Consider the following 24,484-nt stretch of genomic DNA (forward strand, 5'->3'; position numbering starts at 1 on the left):
ATGGAAATGAATACCAATATAGCTTTAGTTTTAGTTCTCGCTCCTTTTTTAGGATTTTTAATCAATGTTTTCTTTGGCAAAAGTCTTGGAAAATCCCTTTCTGGAATAATAGGAACGCTTTCAGTTTTGGTTTCTTTTATTGCAACTGCTTATTTCTTTGGTGGAATTGCAGCGCAACCGGAAGGAATTCGAATTTCACTTTTTGATTGGATCCAAATCAGTAATTTCAATGTTGATTTTGGATTTCAATTGGACCAATTATCAATTTTATGGTTGCTTTTCGTAACTGGAATTGGGTCTTTGATTCATTTGTATTCGATCAGTTACATGCACGATGATGAAAATATGCACAAGTTTTTCGCATATTTGAATCTGTTTATATTCTTCATGATTACATTAGTAATAGGAAGTAACTTATTAGTGTTGTTCATCGGTTGGGAAGGCGTAGGTCTTTGTTCGTATCTGTTAATTGGATTTTGGCATAAAAACCAAGAGTACAATGACGCTGCTAAGAAAGCATTCATCATGAACCGTATTGGTGATTTAGGATTGTTAGTTGGGATTTTTATTCTAGGGAATTTATTCTCGACTTTAGATTATGCTACTTTAAAAACGGCTATTGCTGGTGCAACGAATCTTGATATGTATTGGCTTTCTGTTGCTGCTTTCGCTTTATTTATTGGAGCTTGTGGTAAATCAGCACAAATTCCGTTGTACACTTGGTTACCAGATGCGATGGCAGGTCCAACACCAGTTTCAGCATTAATTCACGCAGCTACGATGGTAACTGCAGGAATTTTTATGATTACCAGATTGAATTTCTTATTTGATTTGACTCCGGATGTACAATCTATAATTGCAATTGTTGGAGCTGTTACTGCTTTGGTAGCCGCAACAATTGGATTGGTTCAAAATGATATCAAGAAAGTATTGGCTTATTCTACCGTTTCTCAATTGGGATTAATGTTTTTGGCTTTAGGATTAGGCGCTTATGAAGTGGCTGTTTTCCATGTAATCACACACGCTTTCTTCAAAGCTTGTTTGTTCTTGGGTTCAGGTTCTGTAATTCACGCTTTGCACGGAGAACAAGACATGCGCAACATGGGTGGTTTGAAAAAAGCGATGCCAATTACTTTTGCAACGATGTTTATTGCTTCTTTAGCGATTTCGGGAGTTCCATTATTCTCTGGGTTTTTCTCGAAAGACGAAATCTTATTAGTTGCTTTCCATCATAATATTCCGTTATGGGTTGTGGCTTCGGTTGCCTCTATAATGACTGCTTTTTATATGTTCCGCTTAATGTTCTTAACGTTCTTTCAAGAATTCAGAGGAACCGCAGAACAAAAACACCATTTGCACGAAAGCCCTTCTTTAATTACCATTCCTTTAATTGTTTTAGCAATTTTGGCTACCATCGGTGGTGTGATTAGTTTGCCTGGAAACAGTTGGTTGAATCATTATTTGATTCCAATTTTACCAAAATTAGCAACCGCTGAACACCATTTAGGAACTACTGAATATATCTTGATGGCTATTGCTGTTGTGGGTGGATTAGTAGGAATTGGTATTGCTTACGCCAAATACATCAAACAAAATACAGTTCCAACTGAAGATGCTGCTATTACAGGATTTTCTAAAGTGCTTTACAATAAATATTATGTTGATGAATTTTATGATGCTATTTTTGTTAAACCGATTAATTTCTTGTCTCGTTTTTTCAGAGACACTGTAGAAACTGGTTTATCAGCTTTAGTTTTTGGATTCGGAAAAGTTACCAACGAAATAAGTTACCAAGGAAAGAAAATACAAAATGGAAGCATTGGTCTTTATCTTTTTGCTTTCGTATTAGGGCTTTGCGCCATTGTTTCTTATTTATTTTTAGCTCAACAATAATCATATATCATGAATGTATCTCTAATATTAATTATACTTTTGGTTGGTGCGTTTGCAACTTTTCTTGCAGGCGATAAACTGGCTTCAAAAGTGGCTTTGTTCTTTGGGTTAGCTGCTGCAGGCGCTTCTATTGTATTATTAAATCACTATAATTTAGGTGAAAACATCAGTTTCATCAACCAGTGGATCACACAACCTAATATTTCTTTTGCTCTAAGAGCAGACGGATTATCAATGGCGATGCTTTTGTTGACCACAGTTTTGACTCCAATAATTATATTTTCCTCTTTTGGAAATGACTATAAAAATTCAAAATCATTTTATGCGTTACTCTTGTTTATGTCGTTTGCAATGGCAGGAACATTCTTGGCATCTGATGGTCTTTTATATTATATTTTTTGGGAATTATCATTGATTCCAATTTACTTCATCGCTTTAATATGGGGTAACGGAGATGTAGAAGAACGCAAAAAAGCAGTAGTTAAATTCTTTATCTACACCTTAGCAGGTTCTTTATTTATGTTAGTGGCTTTTGTTTATATGTATCAAAAAGCAGGAAGTCTTTTATTAGAAGATTTATACAAATTGAATCTAACAGCAAACGAGCAATTATGGATATTCTTGGCTTTCTTCTTAGCATATGCCATTAAGATTCCATTAATTCCTTTCCATACTTGGCAAGCAAATGTGTACCAAAAAGCACCAACTGTTGGGACAATGCTTTTGTCTGGTATCATGCTAAAAATGGGATTATACAGTGTTATTCGTTGGCAATTGCCATTGGCGCCATTGGCTGCCAAAGAGTACATGTATATTTTCATAGGACTTGGAATTACAGGTGTGATTTATGGATCTATCGTTGCATTGAAACAAAAAGATTTGAAGAAATTATTAGCGTATTCTTCTTTGGCACACGTTGGATTAATAGCAGCTGGAACGTACACATTGACTTTAGACGGATTGCGTGGTGCAGTTTTACAAATGATTGCTCATGGTTTTGTAGTTGTTGGATTGTTTTATGCCGCTGAAATTATTTTCAGAAGATACGAAACCAGAGCCATTGCTGAAATGGGCGGTATTCGTACGCAATCACCAAAATTCACTTCGATGTTTATGATTTTGGTTTTAGCATCTGTTGCCTTGCCTACTACTTTTAACTTTATTGGAGAATTCACCGTTTTATACAGTCTTTCACAAATCAATATTTGGTTTGCTATTTTAGGAGGAACAACCATTATTTTAGGAGCGTATTATATGTTGAAAATGTTTCAACATGCAATGTTGGGAGAAACCAATTCAAAGGCTTTTACTGATGTAACTGTCAATGAAGGAATAACATTGGTACTTATAATTGGTGTTTTATTCTTTTTTGGGATGTATCCAAAGCCAATTACCGATTTGATTACGCCAAGTCTGGAAGAAATTTTAACTCAAATAAACCGAATTAACTAAGTCAAATAAGAAAATGAATACATTAATAGCTATAATAGGATTAGGTGTTTTATGCCTTTTATTTGAAATTTTTAATTTAAGGAAAGCCATTGTTCCAATAACAATACTTGGATTATTGGGAGTGCTGGGTTTAACCATATCTGAATTTAATTCTACGGAGAGTTACTACAACAACATGATTGTTGTGAGTAAATTTTCTAGTACTTTTTCGTCTTTATTTATTGTGCTTACCATTTTTCTGGTGGCATTAGGACATAACTTTTACGAAAATCATCAATCTAAAATCTCTGATTACATTGCCATAAAAATATTTTTATTGGCAGGAGCAGTGGCGATGGTTTCTTTTGGAAACTTAGCGATGTTCTTTTTGGGAATCGAAGTTTTATCTATTGCGCTGTATATTCTTGCGGCAAGTGATCGTATGAATTTAAAAAGTAACGAAGCGGGAATGAAGTATTTCTTAATGGGATCTTTTGCCTCAGGAATCATTCTTTTTGGTATCTGTTTAATTTACGGAGCCATGGGAAGTTTTGATGTTACGGAAATCAGTGAATTATCGCAATCAGCTGAGTTGCCGGTTTGGTTTCCAATCGGAATTGTATTGGTAACAATCGGAATGTTGTTTAAAGTGGCTGCAGTTCCATTTCATTTCTGGGCACCGGACGTTTACGAAGGTTCTCCGGCATTGACAACGGCACTGATGAGTACTTTGGCGAAAGTAGTTGCTATGGCAACTTTGTACAAATTATTATCCGTTATGAATGCTGATGTTTCTGAGTCATTCAAAATGGTAGTGGTTATTATTTCAATGGCTTCGATGACCGTTGGTAATATTATGGCCTTGAGACAAACGAATGTAAAACGTATGTTGGCTTTTTCAGGAGTTTCTCATGCGGGTTTTATGTTGATGACTTTGTTGACTTTGTCTACATCAGCAGGAAGTTTGTTGTATTATGCCTCAGCGTATTCTTTGTCTGGAATCGCTGCTTTCAGTGTGATTTTATACGTTTGTAAAAATAGAGACAACGAAGATATTGTAAATTTCCACGGATTGGGAAAAACCAATCCATTGTTAGCCGCCATTCTTACAGCAGCTTTGCTTTCTATGGCTGGGATTCCAATTTTTGCGGGATTCTTTGCTAAGTTGGTTTTGTTCAGTCAAACGATTCAAGAGGGTTATTTGGCTTTAGTAATAGTAGCAGTGGTAAACTCTATTATTAGCGTTGGATACTACTTTAAATTAATTTTAGCGATGTATACCAAAGAGCCAAACGAGGAACGAAAAGGAACTCCAGTTATTATTTATGCTGTTGCTGTTATAGCAATTGTGTTGAATATCGCATTAGGGTTGTTCCCATCTTTAGTGTTAGATTTATTGGCATAAACCAAATTTTAAAAATATACAAAAAACCATCAAGAGCAATTTTGATGGTTTTTTTATGATAAGCCTTTATTTTTAAGAGTAAGATGCTATATTTTAATCTAAAATATTCTCAATATACCTTAAATTTTGGATGTGCAAACTTATTTTATTTGGATTTAAGAGAGATTCTTAATCCATCAAATAGCAAGTTAATCAAAATCCAACTTTGATTTTATGATAAAATTAAATCATGTTAGCGCTGGTATTTTATACGATTTGGCTTGAACCAGAAATGCTAGTTACTTTGTTTTAGAGATGGATTAAAGAGTATTCAGATGCGGTTAAGGCGCTTGTTAATTGGCAATTTAAAGTTGATTATTCAATAAGAAAAGATTCGTAAACAGGCGGGGAATTTAAATCATATAACACTTTAGTAAAACATACTTGAAATAGTAATCGATATTTTCCTCAGTTGGGCTTGATGGAATATGTTTTTAATTGAAAATTAAGAAACAATATTTCTAATCGAAAATATACAATGTTTTAAAAACACTTTGTAAATAACCATAAATGGGGAAATAATTATACTTCTAAATGAACACTCAACTGCGATATTAATTTTTATTGCATTTCTGCTTGAACAAGTTATCCTGAAGATTTATCTTTTTAATCATAAATAAAAAAACCTGTTCAAATTAATGAACAGGTTTTATATTTTAAAGAAAATGATGTTTTATAACGTATGTTTTGGATTAAAACCATCTTCACTTAACTCGATGTGGTCATAATCAGCAACCATTTCCGCTTCGTAATCAACTTTTTCTCCTTTACTGAATTTAGCAATCAATTTCTCCATAATTTCATAAATTACTGGAACGACAATCAAGGTTAGGAATAAGGAACTTATTAATCCACCAATAATTACCCATGCCAAACCATTTTTCCATTCGGCTCCAGCTCCAGCAGCTAATGCAATTGGGAACATACCAAAAACCATTGCAATTGTTGTCATTAAAATTGGACGAAGACGCGCATGATTCGCTTGAATTAATGCGGTTCTAATGGTTTCACCAGCGGCTCTACGTTGGTTGGTGTAATCCACAAGCATGATCGCATTCTTACATACCAGACCAATAAGCATGATGACTCCAAGAATCGTAAAGATGTTCAAGGTGTTATTCGTTAATGCTAATGCTAGTAATGCTCCAATGAATGAAAGTGGAATAGCAAATAATACTACGAATGGATGCACAAAACTGTCGTATAAGGAAACCATTACAAGGTAGACCAAGATAATGGCAGCCAATAAAGCAATTCCTAATGTTCCAAAACCTTCTGACTGGTTTTCTTGATCACCACCCCAAATGTAGTTGACACCGGTAGGTTTTTTTAGTTGATCTATTTTTTCTTGCCATTGCGCAACAATTGTTCCAGAAGCAACTCCCACGTTTTGCCCTTTTACTGTCACCGATGCCGTTTTGTCCCTACGTTCCAATTGGCTTGGACCAGAACCTTCCGTAACGGTTGCAAATTGATTTAACTTGATTTGTTGGCCCATATCATTGATGAAAATCAAGTTGCTTACATCAGCAATACTTTTTCTATCGAATGCATTGTATTTAATATTGATGTCATATTCGTATTCTCCAGCTCTAAAACGTCCGTCGGTATTCCCGCTAAAAGCCGTTTGCATCGTAATACCAACTGTTTGTAAACTCAAACCAAGTGCGGCCATTTTATCTCTGTCTACTTTTACGTTTACTTCAGGATTTCCATCTTCTACAGATAATTCGATTTCTGTTGCTCCCGGAATAGTACGCAATTCTTTTTCAGCAGCAATGGCAAATTTCATGGCACTTGCTACATCTGGACCCGTTACAATAAGCCCTAAAGTAGCATCTTCAGCCGTTCCTAAAATACCTACCGGAACGGTTTTAACTTTTGCACCAACTAATAATTTTTCTAATTTACGTTTGGTTTTTGCAGCGTAAACATTTGCAGGTTCATCGCGTTGGTCTAATTGGACCATTTTCACGTTAATTTCTGATTTGTATGCAGTTGCTTGCGAAGCTCCAAGCCCACCACTGGTTTGACCCACAATAGTAAACTGGCTTTCGACAAAAGCTTCATTCTCTAAAAAAGCTTCAGCTTTTTGTGTCATGAAGTTAGTTTGTTCTAGCGAGGCATCTTTTGGCATTTCGATTTGAACTAAAAACTCACCACTGTCTGATGCTGCAAAGAATTCACCTCCAATAAACCCTGCAGGAACCAATGCAATTGAGCTGAAAAAGATAACTAAAACAATAGCTAGTGTTGTTTTGTAATGATCTAAACTCCATGTCAATAATCCAGAAATCCAGTTGATGAAACGCGTTAAATAACTTTCAAAACCAAGGATGATTCTTCCGAAAAGGTTTTTACCTTCAATATGCTCTAATTTTCCGTATCGGGAGGATAACCAAGGAATAATAGTAAATGATGCCACTAATGATAGTAAAGTGGATATAATTACCGTTACGCAAAACTGCGTAATAATATTAGAAACCAATCCAGAACTCAATGCAATTGGTAAAAACACAACTACAATTACAAGCGTAATCGATACTACAGTTCCACCAATTTCGGCCGTACCATCATAGGCAGCACGAACTTTGTTTTTGCCCATTTCCATGTGCCTGTAAATGTTTTCCAGAACCACAATAGCATCATCCACAAGAATACCAACAACGAGAGACAGTCCTAATAAACTCATTAAGTTCAAGGTGTATCCCATTAAATAAATTCCGATGAAAGTAGCAATTAACGAAGCTGGAATAGAAACCATTACAATCAATGAGTTTCGAATACTGTGTAAGAAAAACAACATTACAAACGCTACTAAAAGTACTGCAATAAGTAAATCATGTACCACGGCATCAGCAGCTTCAAGTGTAAATACAGTACTGTCTTTTGCGATTTCTAGTTTTAATTCGGTCGTTTTGTACTCCGCTTCTAGTTTAGCAATTGTTTTCACCAACTCTTCACTCACCGCAACCGCATTAGCATCGGACTGTTTTATGATTTGCAAAATAATAGCACTTTTCTGATTGACACGAGCTACTTTTTCAGTGATTTTTTGTGTGTCTTGAACATCAGCGATTTCGCCTAAACGAACTTGGATTCCGTTTTTAGAAGAAACAATTAAGTTTCTTAACTCTTCAACATTCTTGTATTTTCCGGCTAAACGGATTAATATTTTTTGCTCACGGGTTTGAATATTTCCGGTTGGGAAATCCAAGTTGGAGGATAAAATGTTCTGTTGCACTTGCGGTACCGAAAGTCCGTAGGCTTGCATTTTTACAGCATCAAGATTGACTTGAATTTCTCTTTCTTGTCCACCGGTAATGTTTACTTGCGCGACTCCTTGTACACGAGATAATACGGGCGCTAATTTTTTATCAACTAAGTCATAAAATTCAACTTCGTCCATTTTTCCGTTGGCACCAATGGTCATAATTGGTAAATCGCTCAAAGAAAACTTGTTTAGGGAAGGGGCTTCCGCATCATCCGGTAAGTCGTTTATAATAGCATTTATCTTTCGCTGCGCATCGTTCATCGAAATATTAACATCAGCATTTGATGTCAGCGTTATAGACACCGAAGATAAACTTTCAAAGGATTTAGAGTCGATCTTCTTGATGTTTTCTAAAGAGGAAATCGCGTCTTCAATCTTTTTAGTAACGGTGTTCTCCACTTCGCTAGGTGATGCACCAGGATATACAGTTGCAATCGAAATTACGTTAGTTTCAAATTTTGGAATCAATTCGTAGCCTAATTGGCTGTAACTGAACAATCCTCCTAAAGTTAGTATCGTAAACAATACGATGACTAAGGAAGGACGTTTTATGGATATTTCTGCTAATTTCATATATTTATATTTTTGTATCTTAAAGTTGTAAGGACATAAAGTTTTCTGCTTTCGACCTTTGGCTTTATGATTTTCGACTATTTAATAATATCCACTTTAGATCCGTCTTGAAGGTTGATTTGACCGGTAACAATTACAGTTTCACCCTCTGAAAGTCCGTTTAAAACTTCTACTTTATCACCAAGAATTCTTCCTGCAGTAACCGTTTTCAGTTTAGCAGTTCCGTTTTCGATTACAAATATTTCATTGCTGCTCACACTTCCTACGAATGCATTTCTAGGAACAACCATCAACGATTGTTTTCCTTGATTTGCAGAAAATTCAGCAGTTCCGTACATTCCGGCTTTCAAATCATTTGCAGCATTATTAGCAATTTCTATTTCTACAGGAAAGTTCAAACTTGCATCTGCTTTTGGGGCGATGAATGAGATTTTTCCTGAGAATGTTGCATCTGGATACACACTCGCTTTTACAGATAGTGTAGTTCCTACTTTTAAACCTGCAACCTGATTTTCATTTACATTGACCTTTAGTTTCAATTTAGAAACATTAACAATGTCAAACAATTGTGTTCCGGCACCTAGAACCGATCCTGGTTCAACGTATTTTTTGTTCACAATTCCGTTGATTGTCGCTTTGATATTTGTATCGCCAATATTCACTTTTGCTTGTTGCAATCTTGATTTTGAAGTCACTAAACTCAATTTAGCCTGATCCAATTGTTGTTTAGTCACACCGCCAGTTTTGAAGGCATTTTCAAAACGACTGTAGTCTGTCAAAGCATTTTGATATGATGCTTGTGCAGTTTGTAAATCAGCTGTAATTTGTTCGCTTCTTACAATTGCCAGTGTTTGACCAATACGTACTCTGTCGCCTTCATCAACTAAAACTCGAACTACTCTTCCTGGTTTTTCTGCTGAAAAGCTTAATTCTTGTAGCGGTGCAAAATTTCCATTGGCTACAAAATCAAGGGAAACTTCTTCGGTTTTTACCGTTGCTACTTTTACTGAAATGCTAGCATTTTTCTCTGCTACTACAGCAGTTTTTGCTTCATTTTCTTTTTTATTATTGGTTAAAACGTAGGCAATAATCCCTAAAGTGGCAACAATTAGTACTATGGTAAGTATGCTTTTTTTCATTTTGTTAATTATTTATAAGTGTTTTTAATTCGCCTTTTGATTTGATTAATTGTATTTCTGCCAGTTTGTATTCCAGTACGGCCGATGTGTAGTTGTTTTGCGCTTCAGTCAATGAATTTTCAGCATCCAATAAGTCAGTTAAAGAAGCTAATCCTTGAATATAATTATTTCTGGTATTGTCTAAAACTTCTTTGGCTAATTGTGCATTCTCTTTTTGATTGTTGATGGTAGTTAAGCTGTTGTCAATTTGCGTTTTTGCATTGGCGAAAGCCAGATCAAGCGCTAATTTGGTGTCAACTAAATCTTCTTGAACCGTTCTAATTTCAATATCGGCTTGTCTTACTTTGGCACGAGTTCCAAAACCAGTAAAAATTGGCACTTTCAAATTCAATCCAATTGATGAGAAATCTGACCAATAAACTCCGTCAGCTGGTTTTCCTCCAATAGGCATTTTTGGACCTTGACCAATATAATTGTATCCGGCGTTCAATGATAATGTTGGGTAATAAGAAGCTTCAACAGCCTTTTTTTGATAAAATAAAAGTTGTTCTTGTTTCTTCAAAAGCAAATATTCCGTTCTGTTAGCTGTATTTGGAATTTCAGAGAGTGCTTGTGGTCCCACTTCAAATGCAGTTTGTGGAATCTCAATTTGAGTTTCTATCGGCATTCCCATGTAAAATTTCAACGCATTTTCCTGAATTTGAACGGCATTCAGCACTTGTTGACGTTGCGTATTGATGTTTGAAATCTTCACTAAGATTCGATCCAAATCAATTTTCTTAGCTAATCCGTTGTCAAATTGTCCTTTGATAATGTCTTTTACTTTATTCGTATTTTTGTACGTACTATCAATAACCGTCAGTTTTTGTCTTTGAACATACACCTGATAATAATTATTGGCTACGCGCTCAATTACTTGTTCTTCGGTTAGTTGTTCATTGATTTGGTAAAATTCTCTAGTAGATTTTGCCGCTTTCAAACCGGTAAAAACCGTTTGGTCAAATAACGCTTGTGTCAAAGAAACACCAGCTGTTGAAACCCATTTTTGACCAAAAGCGGCCTGAATAGTTGTTCCTGGTTGTCCAAATCCAGCTCCGTCAATTACAGTAGTTTGAATCACAGGATTGTAAGTCAAATTACCGTTGGCAGAAATTTGCGGTAAAGCTCTGGAACGGACTTCCTGAATTTGGTATTCGCTGTTCTCCACTTTCAGTTTTGCTTTTTTGGCATCGGCTTTATTCTCTAAAGCGTAGTTGATGGCTTCTTTCAGCGTGAGCGATTTTACATCTTGTGCATTGGCACTAAGCGCAAATGTCAAAATTATTAATAGAACTGTTTTTTTCATTTTTATGTAATTGGATTAAGTAAGTTTTTTTCTAATTCGGCAATGCCTTTTTCTGTAGCCATTGCTCTTGTGTGATATTCCAGTGCTTCCATCTCTAATGCAAAAGCTTCTCTTTCGGAACGGGTATTTTCATTAATGGTAAAAATTAAAGCGTAATAAAGTTTAACATAGGCGTCAATATTGATGTCTTTCCTATACAAACCTTGATCAATTCCTTTTTCTATGTTTTGTTTAAAACAACTTTCACATTCTTGAACTTGATATTCTAAAACCGTTTCGTAAACTTCCGGATAATGTTTCTTCAGTTGATAAATAGGAGAGGTGTCTGTAGATTTGAACATATCAGCAAACATTTTTCTAATCTGGAAGTTTTCCTCTATAGCGTTGTAGTCTCTAGAGATAATTTCGGTAATAATTTCGTGAACTTCCTTATGAAGCACCTGTGTGCTTTCCTGTATCAACAATTCTTTATTGGCAAAATATTTATAAATTGTTTTTTTAGAAATACACATTTCACCGGCAATATCATCCATAGTGATGCTTTTGAAACCCAGTCTCAAAAACATGTCTTTTGCTTTGTTTATAATTTTTTCTTTCATTTTTTTAAGCTGAAATAGTTTTGTATGCTTTAAATCAACTAATTAAAGTTGAAAATGGAGTGTAAATGTACAAAGGAAACTATCAACACTGAAATAGTTTCCATTAATTTTGTAATTATTTAACATTTAACTAAGATTGAAGTCTTAAACGGTAAATTCTAAATTAGCAATCAGTTTAATATCTTGACCCAGAGCTAATCCGCTAGTTTGATTGAAGGAATTAAAGGTTAGCCCAAAATCTTTACGGTTAATTTTCCCGGTGATTTCAAATCCTGCCTTTTGATCCCCATTGTAAGCATTGATTCCAATGAATTCCGCATCAAGTTCAACTGCTTTGGTAATGTTTTTAATGGTTAAATTTCCCTTCAAAAAATTAATGTTCTTATTTACTTTTTCGAATGAAGTTGACTTAAAACTGATAATTGGATACTCATTTACATCAAATAAATCATTCATTTTTAAATGTGTGTCTATTTGTTCCAGTTTGGTGTCTTTGTGGTTTACATCCAAGGAAAACTCTATTGAAGCGTCTTCGATTTCATTATTTTTAATGTCTATGTGTCCGTTAAATTTATTTATGGAACCTGCCAGATAAGCGATTATTGAATGTCTCATTTTTATCAGAACATCTGATTGACTAGAGTCAACTGTCCACTTTGTTTTCATAATTCATCGGTTGTATTAAGAATTTAATTGATCTCACAATCATTTAAAAGATATTGTTAGGTATTCGAACTGTTAAATTCGAGTGCAAATGTAAGACGGAAACTTTGAATACCAAAATAGTTTCCATTGTATTTTGATTTATTTAACATTTGATCGTAAAACGGAGTTTGTAATGCAAATTGAATACTGTAAATTAGCCGAAAAATTTATTTTATGCATTCTATTTACCAGTATCAAGAGTTTCTTTCTGATTATTTGCAATCACAATATGAAGACAAAGAACCGAGAAATCTATACGAACCCATACATTATATATTAGATCTTGGAGGTAAAAGAATGCGTCCGGTACTTACATTAATGAGTGCTGAGGTTTTTGATACCGATTATATAAAAGCGTTACCGGCGGCTTTGGCTGTTGAAGTTTTTCATAATTTCTCGTTGGTACATGATGATATTATGGATGATGCTCCTTTGCGAAGAGGAAAGGAAACGGTTCACGAGAAATGGAGTCTGAACACCGGAATCTTATCCGGTGATGCCATGCTGATTTTAGCGTACCAATATTTCGAGCAGTACGAACCAATTATTTTTCGAGATTTGGCGAAGCTATTTAGCAAAACCGCTCTTGAAGTTTGTGAAGGTCAGCAATGGGATGTCGATTTTGAAGAAAGAAATGACGTAACCATTCCGGAATACCTGAAAATGATTCAATATAAGACAGCTGTTTTAGTTGCTGCAGCCATGAAAATGGGAGCAATTATTGCGGAAACTTCAGAAGAAAATGCAAATTTGATTTATGATTTTGGATTGAATTTAGGTTTGGCTTTTCAATTACAGGATGATTTTCTAGATGCTTTTGGTGACCCAGAAACCTTTGGGAAACAAGTAGGTGGAGACATTATAGAAAATAAAAAAACGTATTTATATCTTAAAGCGGTTGCTTTTTCAGAAGAAACAGAAGCAAAAGAATTGAGACGATTGTTTTCCATTCAGCCAGAAGACAATACGGAAAAAATAAAAACGGTAAAAGAGCTTTTTAACAATTCAGGTGCTTCAAAAGCAACGCAAGATGCAATTCAGGATTTTACGTTCAAGGCTTTTCAAACCTTGGATAAAATGAATATCAGCACAGATAAAAAAGAAATGTTGAAGGCTTTTGGTGAAAACTTAATGGGAAGGAAAGTGTAATTCAATTTCAATAACAATTTCAATAATCAATAACAACGATGATTTTGAAAGTTGATTTTAAAATTAACAAGAAGTAAATTGTACCATAACAACAATATTGAAAATTGCTATTGATATTGCCATTGAAATTTAAAAGATATGTTTATAGTTCCAAAAAATACCGATTTACTACTTTCTGTAGCCGAAGGTGAAAACTTATATTTGAAATTAATCGAACAAATGAATAAGGATTTCAATTTGGCTAACGAAGCAATTGATTTTCCTTTGAGTATTTCTCCTAATGAATTGAAGTTACAGCTTCATGAAAAAATCTACCGACTCATTCAGTATAAATTTGCTGAATATCTCAATTTACTTTACATAATTGATGTTTCCGAAGAAGAAATAAAAAAACTCGATGGTTCTGATTTAGTAATTCTCGCCGAACAAGTCGCTTTCCTGATTCTAAAAAGAGAATGGCAGAAAGTTTGGTTCAGGAATAAATATCGTTAATCTTTTTTCAGTTTAGATTCCTTAAACCTTAAGAAAGAGGATTTAAAAATACACTCGGATGAATGGCATAAAGGCACTGCCGTAAATGTTATTCTTATCGGTCATAACATTGTAGCGGCCGCCAATTGTGGCGTTTCCGGACCGGTAACCGGCTCCTATAAACAATCCGGTATTCCAGTAATCCTGTGAATTGCTATTGGATCCATCCAGATTTACATTGACTCTTAGTTGTTCCAGTTCAGCCGAAAGTTGGATTTCAGGTATCGGATTAAAAAGACCTATAACGCTACCGCCATACAAATGAGAAGCATAATAATCCTTTTGTTTTAAATATTTATATTGCGCGCCAACACCCAAAGCTACATATTCATTGAAATTATAAATAGCACTTGGTGCCAAAGAAATGTCCGTATAGCCGGAACCAAAACCTAATCCGATTCCACCTCCAAATTGCACGTTCTTCCAAAACTGATTTTGCATTTTTGGCTCCAAATCATTTTGTTGCGCAAACAGACAACTTGAAATAAATACGGTTAGTAGTACCAAAAATGATTCGGGAATATTAAAAAAGCCATTCTTTATCATAAGTTTCTAGATTTTTAACAATTTTCAATGTAAAAGTATCTTAAAATAAATTATAAATTTATTGTATTATCGTACTTTTGCCAAACTATTTTAACAAAAAAGGTATATTCACTAAATATTATGGATAGGTTTTCATTTTTAAACGCAGCACACACAGAATTTTTTGCACAATTATACGATCAATACTTAGAAAATCCAGATAGCGTTGAGCCAAGTTGGAGAAGTTTTTTTCAAGGTTTCGACTTTGGAATGACGTCTTACAATGAGGAGAACAAGGTGGAGCAAATAGCAAATTTTGCTTCTAATAATACGGATGTAAGTTTGGTCTCTGAAAAGCTTCAAAAAGAATTCAACGTATTAAAACTAATAGATGGATATCGTTCTCGCGGTCATTTGTTCACTAAAACAAATCCGGTTCGAGAAAGACGTACAACATCGCCAACACTTGAAATCACAAATTTCGGACTTTCTTCCGCAGATTTAAATACTGTTTTTGATGCCGCTAAGGTGATTAATATTCAGCCTTGTACGCTTCAGGAAATCATCAAACACCTAGATACTATATATTGCCAGCACATTGGGGTGGAGTATATGTATATCCGTAAACCGGAAGTGGTAGAGTGGATTCAGAAAAAATTGGGTTATAATGATAACCAACCTAAATTTTCTTTAGAAGAAAAAAAATCAATTCTGAATAAATTAAATCAAGCTGTTTCTTTTGAAAACTTTTTGCATACTAAATATGTAGGTCAAAAACGTTTTTCTCTTGAAGGTGGAGAATCAATCATACCAGCTTTGGATGCTTTAATTGAAAAAGCAGCCGAAAAAGGAGTGGAACAATTTGTAATGGGAATGGCACACCGTGGCCGTTTGAATGTTTTGGCAAATATTTTTGGCAAATCAACCCAAGACATTTTTGGAGAGTTTGATGGTAAGGATTACGACCAGGAATATTTTGACGGTGACGTAAAATACCATTTGGGACTTACCGCTGATAAAGTGACTAGCACTGGTAAAAAAATCAATATCAATTTAGCGCCAAATCCTTCGCACCTTGAAACTGTAGGTGCAGTAATCGAAGGAATTACAAGAGCAAAACAAGACAAGTATTTTCCTAACGATTTCTCAAAAGTATTGCCAATCGCCGTTCACGGGGATGCCGCAATTGCTGGTCAGGGAATTTTGTATGAAATTGTGCAAATGGCGCAATTGGACGGTTATAAAACCGGAGGAACAATCCATATTGTAATCAATAATCAAGTAGGATTTACAACTAATTACCTTGATGCACGTTCATCAACTTATTGTACGGATGTTGCTAAAGTTACGCTTTCGCCAGTATTGCACGTTAATGCGGATGATGCTGAAGCTGTCGTTCACGCAATGTCATTTGCTTTGGATTTCAGAATGCAATTTGGTAAAGATGTATTTATTGATTTATTAGGATATAGAAAATACGGACATAACGAAGGTGATGAGCCTCGTTTTACACAGCCCGTATTGTATAAAATTATTGCTAAGCACAAAAATCCAAGAGATATTTACATGGAGAAATTACTTGCTGACGGAGTAATTGACAACACTTTTGTAAAAGGCTTGGAGCAAGAATACAAATCAAATCTGGAAATAAACTTAGAAGAATCCCGTAAAAAAGATTTGACTATTATTACGCCGTTCATGAAAAATGAGTGGAAAGGTTTTGAGCAGGTTTCTGATGTTGAAATGCTTAAAAAAGTAGACACTACTTTCCCAAAAGAAGGACTTACTGAGGTAGCAAATATAATTTGTAACTTACCAACAGATAAAAAGTTTATCAGTAAAATTCAAAAACTGATAAACGATAGAAAAACAATGTTTTTCGAAACGAATAAGCTGGATTGGGCTATGGCCGAACATTTGGCTTATGGTTCACTTTTAAAAGAAGGATACGATGTTCGTATTTCCGGACAAGATGTGGAGCGTGGGACATTCTCTCACCGTCACGCCGTTGTAAAAGTGGAAGATTCAGAAGAAGAAGTTACTTTATTGAGTAATTTAGAAGGAGCAACCGGAAAATTCAATATTTACAATTCACTTTTGTCTGAATATGGAGTTTTAGGATTTGATTACGGATATGCTTTGGCAAACCCAAATACACTAACCATTTGGGAAGCACAGTTTGGAGATTTCAGTAATGGAGCCCAAATTATGATTGACCAATACATCTCTTGTGGAGAAGATAAATGGAATAACCAGAACGGAATTGTTTTGTTATTACCTCACGGATATGAAGGACAAGGAGCTGAACATTCATCAGCCAGAATGGAACGTTATTTACAACTTTGCGCCAGACATAATATGTATGTTGCGGATTGTACAACGCCAGCTAACTTCTTTCACTTGTTGAGAAGACAAATGAAAACAACCTTCCGTAAACCGCTTATTGTTTTTACGCCAAAGAGTTTGTTGCGTGATCCAAGAGTGGTTTCTTCTGTTGAAGAATTTGCAACAGGTAGTTTCCAGGAAACATTCGATGATGAAACAGTGAATAAGGATGAGGTGAAAACACTAGTTTTCTGTACCGGAAAATTCTATTATGACATCACTGCCGAAAGAGAAAATCTGGGTAGAAATGATGTTGCGGTTGTTAGAATAGAACAATTATTCCCATTGCCAGTGGAACAATTAAAAGAAATTATTGCTAAATATCCAAACGCTGATGATTATGTTTGGGCACAAGAAGAGCCAAAAAACATGGGAGCGTACAGCTTTATGTTGATGAATTTCGATTTAGTAAAATGGAGATTGGCTTCACTAAAAGCATATGCAGCTCCAGCGGCTGGAAGTTATACAAGAGCAAAACGTCGTCAGGCTGATGCTTTAAGAATGGTTTTTGATAAAAATTTATACAGATAAAAAAATAGTTTAAAGTTTAAGGTTTAAAGTTGCTCTTAGGTGACTTTGAACTTTAAACAATTCAAACCTTAAACAAAAAAAAGATGATTTTAGAAATGAAAGTCCCATCACCAGGGGAATCTATAAAGGAAGTTGAAATTGCAACTTGGTTGGTAAAAGACGGAGATTATGTAGAAAAAGACCAAGCAATTGCTGAAGTTGATTCTGATAAAGCAACCTTAGAATTGCCAGCAGAAGCTAGCGGAATCATTACTTTAAAAGCAGAAGAAGGCGATGCAGTTGCAGTAGGAGCAGTAGTTTGTCACATTGATACTGACGGAGTAAAACCATCAGGTGATGCACCAGTTGCTGAAGCTGTAAAAACAGTTGAAGCACCAAAAGCGGAAGTTAAAGCAGATCCCGAAACTTCGGGACCAAAAGCGGCACCGGTAGCGGCAGCTCCAGCAGCGACTTATGCTTCAGGAACTCCATCTCCAGCAGCAAGAAAAATATTAGATGAAAAAAATATAGCGCCAGCTTCTATAACAGGAACTGGAAAAGACGGAAGAATTACTAAAGATGATGCCGTAAATGCAGTGCCTTCAATGGGAACGCCTACAGGTGGTTCTCGTGGATCGGAGCGTACTAAATTATCGATGTTGCGTCGTAAGGTGGCTGAGAGATTAGTTGCTGCTAAAAACGAAACAGCGATGTTGACTACTTTCAACGAAGTAAACATGACGCCAATCAACACCTTGCGTAATGAGTACAAAGATGCCTTTAAAGCAAAACATGGCGGAATTGGTTTAGGATACATGTCTTTCTTTACTAAAGCAGTAACCAGAGCATTAAAATTATTCCCAGATGTAAACTCAATGATGGATGGTGATCATAAGATTGCTTTCGATTTTTGTGATATTTCAATTGCGGTTTCAGGACCAAAAGGATTAATGGTTCCTGTAGTTCGTAATGCGGAGAACTTGACTTTCCGTGGAGTTGAAGCTGATATTAAAAGATTAGCAATCAAAGCGCGTGATGGTCAAATCACAGTTGACGATATGACTGGTGGAACGTTCACGATTACTAATGGTGGTGTTTTTGGAAGTATGTTGAGTACACCAATTATCAATCCTCCACAATCAGGAATTCTTGGAATGCACAACATTATCGAGCGTCCAATTGCTGTAAACGGAAAAGTGGAAATTCACCCAATGATGTATGTAGCACTTTCTTATGACCATAGAATTATTGATGGTCGTGAGTCTGTTGGATTCTTGGTAGCTGTAAAAGAAGCATTAGAAAACCCAATGGAATTATTGATGGATAACAATCCTAAAAAAGCGTTAGAACTATAGTTTTAAGGTTTTGGAAATATATAAGAGTCCTGTTTAGTTTTCTAAACAGGATTTTTTATTTCAGCAAATACAGATAATGGTTGTAATAATCCACAATCGCCTTTCCTTTCATTAAAATATCAGCGCCTATAATGCCATGAACCGGTTTTGCTTTATGCTGTGTTAGCGCTTCATTTACATGTGATAAATCAAAAATAACGAGTTCGAAATCATAATCTTTCCAAGAACCAAGCTGCAATTGATTTTTTAAAGCCAGCTGGGTAAACATTCCGGTGGCTCCTGCACCAGCTGCTTTTGTCTTTGATTTTTTTGCTTCCAATAAAAACAAATCGACGCTTTCAAATCCTACACAACTATTTGAAGCGCCTGTATCCAAAATAAAATTCCCTGAAACACCATTGATTTTTGCTTTTATCAAAAGATGTTGTGTTTTAGTAATTTTAAATTTTACTTTTTTGTAGTTTTCTTTTTTGAGAATATCGTGGAGGTTTTTCATTTATGCTGAATTTATTTCAGTAATTTATTTCTGTTTACAAAGATACATGGAGTTATTGAAGGAATCCTACGAATCTTTTTAAAACCATTTTTTCGACAACTTTTATTCTTGTAATTTTGTACCCTTAAACTTTACACTTGGAGACAAATAGTACAATTACCGATACGCATACTCATTTATATTCAGAGGAATTTGATCAAGATAGAAACGAAATGATCCAGCGTGCCATTGATGCCGGTGTTTCTCGTTTTTTTATTCCCGCAATCGATTCTACCTGTACAGAATCGATGTATGAATTGGAGAAAAATCATCCTGAAAATGTTTTTTTGATGATGGGTTTGCACCCAACGTATGTAAAAGACAATTTTCTGGAGGAATTACAACATGTAGAAAACGAGCTTGCCAAAAGGAAATTCTATGCGGTTGGTGAGATAGGAATCGATTTGTATTGGGACAAAACCCATTTGCCACAGCAACAAATCGCTTTCAAAAGGCAAATACAATTAGCAAAGCAGTACAAATTACCAATTGTGATTCATTGTCGAGAAGCTTTTGATGAAATTTTTGAAATTTTGGAGGAGGAAAAATCACCGGAATTATTTGGTATTTTCCATTGTTTCACAGGAACTTATGAACAGGCTTTACAAGTGATTTCATATAACATGAAGTTGGGAATAGGCGGTGTGGTGACTTTTAAAAATGGAAAAATCGACCAGTTCCTGAACCAAATTGATTTAAAACATATAGTTCTGGAAACAGATTCTCCCTATTTAGCTCCAGTTCCTTTTCGAGGTAAAAGGAATGAAAGTAGTTATATTGTTAATGTAGTAGATAAGTTAGCGCAAATTTATAGCCTTTCGGCAAATGAAATTGCGGCGATAACTACGGAGAATTCTAAAGCTATTTTTGGGATTTAAAGTAGAATTTACCTTATTTTGATATTTTTTTTGTTCATTTGCCCACACAAAAATTGAGAACCAAAATGCAGAGATTTGACGCTATTCGGCCATTTTATGATTCCGAAATAAACGAAGCACTTCAGAATGTTGTTAATCATCCCATGATGAAAGCATTGATGAATTTTACTTTCCCGGATGTTGCGGATGAAGTTTGGAAAGAACAACTTCACAAAACGCATTCTATTCGTGATTTTCAGTGTAATTTTATATACCAATCGGTCCAAAAAGTGTTGGAAAAAAGCTCTGAAGGATTGACGACTTCGGGTTTCGAGAATTTACAACCCAATACTTCTTACTTATTTATATCCAATCATCGCGATATTCTTTTAGACACGACGTTGCTGAACACGGCTTTGTTTGAGCATGGTTTAGTGATGACTGCTTCAGCGATTGGAGATAATTTAGTCAAAAAAGCATTTTTGAATACGTTAGCAAAACTGAACCGAAACTTTCTGGTACAACGTGGCTTAACGCCAAGGGAAATGCTGCAAAGTTCAAAGTTATTGTCCGAGTATATTGGAAATTTATTGCTGCATGAAAACCGCTCGGTTTGGATTGCACAACGTGAAGGAAGAACAAAAGACGGCAATGATGAGACCAATCCGGGTGTTCTGAAAATGCTTGGAATGGGTTCTGATGAAAAGAATTTGATGGATTATTTCAAGAAAGTAAAAATTGTACCGGTTTCTATTTCCTACGAATACGATCCTACTGATGCTTTAAAAATGCCGCAATTGATGGCTGAAGCCAATAATGAAGTGTATATTAAAGAAAAAAATGAAGATTTCATGACAATTCTTAGTGGTGCATTGGGACAAAAGAAAAGAATTCATATTCATGTAGGCAAAGTTTTAGATACAGAAATTGAAGCCATCAAAACTGAAAATGACAGTTCAAATAAGCAAATAGTAGCTTTGGCACAAGTAATTGATGATGCCATATTGAGCAATTATAAATTGTGGCCAACTAATTTTATTGCGTATGATATTGTAAACAAAACTAATCGCTTTGCTCATTTATACACCGAAAATGAAAAATCATTATTCGAACGCAGACTAGAAATGCGAATTGATCATGATAATCCGGTAGCTTTAGATGGTTTTCTGGCCATGTATGCCAACCCGGTTGTGAATAAATTAAAATACCACGATGTTGTATAAAGCCAAAATACTTTTAATCTATACCGGAGGAACCATCGGTATGAGAAAAGATTTTGAGACGGGAGCGCTCAAAGCTTTCAATTTTAGTAAATTGTTGCAACGCATTCCAGAATTGAAACAATTAGATTGTGAAATCGAAACTATTTCTTTCGAAAATCCAATTGATTCCTCGAATATGAATCCTGAAAAATGGGTTAAAATTGCAACCATTATTGAGGATAATTACACTTCATTCGACGGATTTGTGGTGCTTCACGGTTCGGATACAATGTCCTATTCGGCATCGGCTTTGAGTTTTATGCTTGAGAATTTATCGAAACCCGTGATTTTTACCGGATCTCAATTACCCATTGGAGATTTACGTACGGACGCCAAAGAAAACTTAATTACTGCTATTCAAATAGCATCTTTGCGAAACAATGATGAACCAGTTATCAGCGAAGTATGTCTTTATTTTGAATATAAATTATATAGAGGGAATAGAACTACAAAGATTAATGCGGAACATTTTAAAGCATTTACATCCCCCAATTATCCTGAATTGGTGGAGTCTGGCGTACATTTAAAATTAAATTTCGAATTATTCCTGTCTAAAAATGAAAATAAAGAATTCAAGGTTCATAAAAACTTGGATAACAACGTAGCGATTATAAAAATGTTTCCAGGTATCAGTGAAGCAGTTTTAGCCGCTATTTTAAATATTCCAAATCTCACAGGAATTGTTTTAGAAACGTACGGAGCAGGAAATGCACCTACTGAGGATTGGTTTTTAAACCTATTAAGAAAAGCAATTACCGCAGGTTTACACATTATCAATGTTACCCAATGCTCCGGTGGAAGTGTGAGTATGGGGCAATATGAAACCAGCACAGGCATGAAAAAAATTGGGGTTATTTCCGGAAAGGATATCACAACCGAGGCCGCAATAACAAAATTGATGTATTTGTTAGGTCGAAAAATAGCTCTAAAGGACTTTAAAGAGGTTTTTGAAACTTCTTTGCGCGGTGAAATAGCATAATAGTTGGATTTTACTTTTCTAACTCATTTTTTTTATTGTTATTTGCAACCTCAAATAAAATAGAGAGGTGTCCGAGTGGTTGAAGGAGCTAGCCTGGAAAGCTAGTATGTGGGTAACTGCATCGTGGGTTCGAATCCCATCCTCTCTGCAAAAAATTAATGCTTCCTGAAAAGGGGGCATTTTTTGTTTTATAGCATGGCAAACTTTTTGGTTTGTCTAAGCGGCTAGAACAAAAAGGATCAGGAATGAAATGCCGAGTATTACTTTCTTTATGAAACGCCTTTTTTGGGATTAACGGAGTTAATCCTGAGTTTTGGCTATTAAAAAATCAGTAAATCTGTGGCGGAATAATGCATTTACTTTTTGTAAATAAATAGTAGTAACCCAATACGAATCGTTAAGTAAAAAAGTTTACTAATTGCAATCTGTAACGGGTTTCAATGCTGTAGTTTCAAAACGTATTATTTGTTGTTATTACTTATCAAAAAAGTATCAAAATGGTATATTTGTAGCTTTATAATGAAAATTGAAACCTGAAATGTGTTTTGAATGACCATTAAACAATTTAAATCCAAAAAAATATGCGAATTTTTCTTAGTTGTTTTCTGTTTCTAATGGTTGCTACTGTTTTTTCCCAAGAAAATACAACAACTCAAGATACTCTCGTTATGAAAGTTGACTCCTTGTATCGAGAAGATCAGTTTTATTTTTCAATAACCTATAATACATTGATGCATAAGCCGTCGGGGTTGTCCCAAAGTAAATTTTCTTCTGGTTTATCATTGGGCTTTTTAAGAGATATGCCCATCAATAAAAATAGAACTATCGCAATAGCATCCGGTATCGGTTTAACCTATAATAATTATAATCAGAATCTTGCTATTTCATCATCGGCTGAAAATCCTGTTTATACTTTCATTGATTCCGAAACGGAGTATGATAAAAATAAGTTTTCTCAATTATTAGTTGATGTTCCTATTGAATTTAGATGGAGAACATCCACATATGAAAGTCATAAATTCTGGAGAATTTATGGAGGAATGAAGTTCAGTTATTTAATTTATGACAGATCTATTTACAATAACGGTCAGGACAAAGTCATTGTTTCTGGGAATAAAGATTTTAATAAATTACAGTATGGGGCTTATATATCATCAGGCTATAATACGGTGAATGTGTATGTTTATTATGGGTTGAATTCATTGTTTAAATCTGCAAAAATTAATGATGAATCTATTAACATGAAAGCATTGAATATTGGGGTTATATTTTATATTTTATAGCCATAAAATTAACAACAGTAACTGTGAAATTGCTCCCAAGGCAAACCCTATAATCAGCTCTGGATAGGTGTGTGCTTTCATCTCCAAGCGGGAAGAAGCCACAAAACCATTTAAAAGCATCAGTACTGCAATGGTAAATGTAATCTTAATTTGAAGATGCATGCTCAATCCAATAATAAATACTGTTATTGAACTTATCGCAATCATGTGAAGGCTCGCTTTTACATTGGTAAACACTAGAATGAGCGCCAATAAAGTGCTTAATAGTGTTCCCAAAAAGAAAAAGTGCAACTCTGGATAGCGATCTATGGTTATATTATTTCGCACTAATAAGATAATCAAAAAACAATGCAGAATTAATGGAATTTTGCGCTGGGATGTTTGGGAAACCATTATAGAATCTATAATTCCTGTTGCGCGCAAAAGTAAGAAGGCCAACACAGGAATAAATACTGTTACAATCACAACTTGAAAAAAAACAAGTAGTTTTTCTTGACTCACAAAATCAGATCCATTCAAAAAAAGATAAAATAAGGTGGCCATTGCTGGGATGAATATCGGATGGAAAAGATAGGAAAACAATGGAAGAATTTTTTTCAAAACTGCTAATTTTATCTAAGAACAAATGTAAGTAATCTGTCAAAATTGGTAAAGCTATTGTTATTGTTTCTTTTTCTTAAATAAATGGAATTGGGTATAATTATAGTATA

Annotated in this window: 19 protein-coding genes and 1 tRNA gene; 12 read left to right on the top strand and 8 right to left on the bottom strand. The window is 34.9% G+C overall.

Going from position 1 to position 24,484, the window contains the following annotated elements:
* Positions 1-6: 6 nt before the first annotated feature.
* Genes nuoL through BMX64_RS12775 form a run of 3 tightly spaced genes read left to right on the top strand, consistent with a single transcriptional unit; the run spans position 7 to position 4,729 of the window.
* Entirely contained in the window at positions 7-1,893 is a 1,887-nt protein-coding gene (nuoL, locus tag BMX64_RS12765; protein WP_091172851.1) for an NADH-quinone oxidoreductase subunit L, read from the top strand.
* A gap of 9 nt (positions 1,894-1,902) precedes the next feature.
* Positions 1,903-3,345: a complex I subunit 4 family protein gene (locus BMX64_RS12770; RefSeq protein WP_091172459.1), complete on the top strand. Its 1,443-nt coding sequence runs from the start codon at positions 1,903-1,905 to the stop codon at positions 3,343-3,345.
* A gap of 13 nt (positions 3,346-3,358) precedes the next feature.
* Complete coding sequence (locus BMX64_RS12775; RefSeq protein WP_091172462.1) at positions 3,359-4,729, top strand: NADH-quinone oxidoreductase subunit N; 1,371 nt, start codon at positions 3,359-3,361, stop codon at positions 4,727-4,729.
* A gap of 712 nt (positions 4,730-5,441) precedes the next feature.
* On the opposite strand, the gene BMX64_RS12780 is transcribed toward BMX64_RS12775, so the two are convergent.
* The 5 genes from BMX64_RS12780 to BMX64_RS12800 form a co-directional block, all read right to left on the bottom strand.
* A complete protein-coding gene (locus tag BMX64_RS12780; RefSeq protein WP_091172465.1) occupies positions 5,442-8,615 on the bottom strand; it encodes an efflux RND transporter permease subunit in 3,174 nt (1,057 codons plus the stop codon).
* A 77-nt stretch (positions 8,616-8,692) separates the two neighbouring features.
* Positions 8,693-9,754: an efflux RND transporter periplasmic adaptor subunit gene (locus BMX64_RS12785; protein ID WP_091172469.1), complete on the bottom strand. Its 1,062-nt coding sequence runs from the start codon at positions 9,752-9,754 to the stop codon at positions 8,693-8,695.
* A 4-nt stretch (positions 9,755-9,758) separates the two neighbouring features.
* Complete coding sequence (locus BMX64_RS12790) at positions 9,759-11,099, bottom strand: TolC family protein (RefSeq protein WP_091172473.1); 1,341 nt, start codon at positions 11,097-11,099, stop codon at positions 9,759-9,761.
* A 2-nt stretch (positions 11,100-11,101) separates the two neighbouring features.
* Entirely contained in the window at positions 11,102-11,698 is a 597-nt protein-coding gene (locus BMX64_RS12795) for a TetR/AcrR family transcriptional regulator (RefSeq protein WP_091172476.1), read from the bottom strand.
* Between the two features lie 144 nt (positions 11,699-11,842).
* The gene (locus tag BMX64_RS12800) at positions 11,843-12,364 is read right to left on the bottom strand and encodes a YceI family protein (protein WP_091172480.1); all 522 of its coding nucleotides are present in this window, start codon (positions 12,362-12,364) and stop codon (positions 11,843-11,845) included.
* Between the two features lie 213 nt (positions 12,365-12,577).
* Between BMX64_RS12800 and BMX64_RS12805 the strand changes: the two genes are divergently transcribed.
* Complete coding sequence (locus tag BMX64_RS12805) at positions 12,578-13,552, top strand: polyprenyl synthetase family protein (RefSeq protein ID WP_091172484.1); 975 nt, start codon at positions 12,578-12,580, stop codon at positions 13,550-13,552.
* Positions 13,553-13,690: 138 nt separating this feature from the next.
* Positions 13,691-14,044, top strand: coding sequence for a hypothetical protein (locus tag BMX64_RS12810; RefSeq protein ID WP_091172488.1), 354 nt, complete (start codon positions 13,691-13,693; stop codon positions 14,042-14,044).
* A gap of 42 nt (positions 14,045-14,086) precedes the next feature.
* Here BMX64_RS12810 and BMX64_RS12815 read toward each other — a convergent pair whose 3' ends face one another.
* Positions 14,087-14,629 (bottom strand): hypothetical protein, encoded by a 543-nt coding sequence (locus BMX64_RS12815; protein ID WP_091172491.1) that lies wholly within the window; start codon positions 14,627-14,629, stop codon positions 14,087-14,089.
* A gap of 120 nt (positions 14,630-14,749) precedes the next feature.
* Here BMX64_RS12815 and BMX64_RS12820 point away from each other — a divergent pair, with 120 nt between their 5' ends.
* Together BMX64_RS12820 and odhB are read left to right on the top strand one after the other, a co-directional pair.
* Entirely contained in the window at positions 14,750-17,524 is a 2,775-nt protein-coding gene (locus tag BMX64_RS12820; protein WP_091172495.1) for a 2-oxoglutarate dehydrogenase E1 component, read from the top strand.
* A gap of 83 nt (positions 17,525-17,607) precedes the next feature.
* Positions 17,608-18,858, top strand: coding sequence for a 2-oxoglutarate dehydrogenase complex dihydrolipoyllysine-residue succinyltransferase (odhB, locus tag BMX64_RS12825; protein WP_091172498.1), 1,251 nt, complete (start codon positions 17,608-17,610; stop codon positions 18,856-18,858).
* Positions 18,859-18,913: 55 nt separating this feature from the next.
* Here the strand turns inward: odhB and BMX64_RS12830 are convergent, their stop codons facing one another.
* A complete protein-coding gene (locus BMX64_RS12830; RefSeq protein WP_091172501.1) occupies positions 18,914-19,354 on the bottom strand; it encodes a retropepsin-like aspartic protease in 441 nt (146 codons plus the stop codon).
* 137 nt (positions 19,355-19,491) lie between these two features.
* Here BMX64_RS12830 and BMX64_RS12835 point away from each other — a divergent pair, with 137 nt between their 5' ends.
* The 5 genes from BMX64_RS12835 (at position 19,492) to BMX64_RS12855 (ending at position 23,774) form a co-directional block, all read left to right on the top strand.
* Complete coding sequence (locus BMX64_RS12835) at positions 19,492-20,271, top strand: TatD family hydrolase (protein WP_091172504.1); 780 nt, start codon at positions 19,492-19,494, stop codon at positions 20,269-20,271.
* 65 nt (positions 20,272-20,336) lie between these two features.
* Entirely contained in the window at positions 20,337-21,473 is a 1,137-nt protein-coding gene (locus tag BMX64_RS12840) for a 1-acyl-sn-glycerol-3-phosphate acyltransferase (protein WP_091172510.1), read from the top strand.
* Positions 21,463-22,491, top strand: coding sequence for an asparaginase (locus BMX64_RS12845; protein WP_091172513.1), 1,029 nt, complete (start codon positions 21,463-21,465; stop codon positions 22,489-22,491). The genes BMX64_RS12840 and BMX64_RS12845 overlap by 11 nt, the downstream gene beginning before the upstream one ends.
* Before the next feature lie 61 nt (positions 22,492-22,552).
* A tRNA-Ser gene (locus tag BMX64_RS12850) sits at positions 22,553-22,639 on the top strand.
* A gap of 520 nt (positions 22,640-23,159) precedes the next feature.
* Positions 23,160-23,774 (top strand): porin family protein, encoded by a 615-nt coding sequence (locus tag BMX64_RS12855; protein WP_244273297.1) that lies wholly within the window; start codon positions 23,160-23,162, stop codon positions 23,772-23,774.
* On the opposite strand, the gene BMX64_RS12860 is transcribed toward BMX64_RS12855, so the two are convergent.
* Entirely contained in the window at positions 23,769-24,374 is a 606-nt protein-coding gene (locus BMX64_RS12860) for a hypothetical protein (RefSeq protein ID WP_091172686.1), read from the bottom strand. The genes BMX64_RS12855 and BMX64_RS12860 overlap by 6 nt on opposite strands.
* Positions 24,375-24,484 lie beyond the last annotated feature (110 nt).

The sequence above is a fragment of the Flavobacterium sinopsychrotolerans genome, from assembly GCF_900110375.1.
Taxonomy (GTDB): Bacteria; Bacteroidota; Bacteroidia; order Flavobacteriales; family Flavobacteriaceae; genus Flavobacterium; species Flavobacterium sinopsychrotolerans.

Coding starts and splice junctions, on each gene's coding strand:
- nuoL (WP_091172851.1), top strand. CDS start 7: ATGAATACCAATATAGCTTTAGTTTTAGTTCTCGCTCCTTTTTTAGGA.
- BMX64_RS12770 (WP_091172459.1), top strand. CDS start 1,903: ATGAATGTATCTCTAATATTAATTATACTTTTGGTTGGTGCGTTTGCA.
- BMX64_RS12775 (WP_091172462.1), top strand. CDS start 3,359: ATGAATACATTAATAGCTATAATAGGATTAGGTGTTTTATGCCTTTTA.
- BMX64_RS12780 (WP_091172465.1), bottom strand. CDS start 8,615: ATGAAATTAGCAGAAATATCCATAAAACGTCCTTCCTTAGTCATCGTA.
- BMX64_RS12785 (WP_091172469.1), bottom strand. CDS start 9,754: ATGAAAAAAAGCATACTTACCATAGTACTAATTGTTGCCACTTTAGGG.
- BMX64_RS12790 (WP_091172473.1), bottom strand. CDS start 11,099: ATGAAAAAAACAGTTCTATTAATAATTTTGACATTTGCGCTTAGTGCC.
- BMX64_RS12795 (WP_091172476.1), bottom strand. CDS start 11,698: ATGAAAGAAAAAATTATAAACAAAGCAAAAGACATGTTTTTGAGACTG.
- BMX64_RS12800 (WP_091172480.1), bottom strand. CDS start 12,364: ATGAAAACAAAGTGGACAGTTGACTCTAGTCAATCAGATGTTCTGATA.
- BMX64_RS12805 (WP_091172484.1), top strand. CDS start 12,578: ATGCATTCTATTTACCAGTATCAAGAGTTTCTTTCTGATTATTTGCAA.
- BMX64_RS12810 (WP_091172488.1), top strand. CDS start 13,691: ATGTTTATAGTTCCAAAAAATACCGATTTACTACTTTCTGTAGCCGAA.
- BMX64_RS12815 (WP_091172491.1), bottom strand. CDS start 14,629: ATGATAAAGAATGGCTTTTTTAATATTCCCGAATCATTTTTGGTACTA.
- BMX64_RS12820 (WP_091172495.1), top strand. CDS start 14,750: ATGGATAGGTTTTCATTTTTAAACGCAGCACACACAGAATTTTTTGCA.
- odhB (WP_091172498.1), top strand. CDS start 17,608: ATGATTTTAGAAATGAAAGTCCCATCACCAGGGGAATCTATAAAGGAA.
- BMX64_RS12830 (WP_091172501.1), bottom strand. CDS start 19,354: ATGAAAAACCTCCACGATATTCTCAAAAAAGAAAACTACAAAAAAGTA.
- BMX64_RS12840 (WP_091172510.1), top strand. CDS start 20,337: ATGCAGAGATTTGACGCTATTCGGCCATTTTATGATTCCGAAATAAAC.
- BMX64_RS12845 (WP_091172513.1), top strand. CDS start 21,463: ATGTTGTATAAAGCCAAAATACTTTTAATCTATACCGGAGGAACCATC.
- BMX64_RS12855 (WP_244273297.1), top strand. CDS start 23,160: ATGAAAGTTGACTCCTTGTATCGAGAAGATCAGTTTTATTTTTCAATA.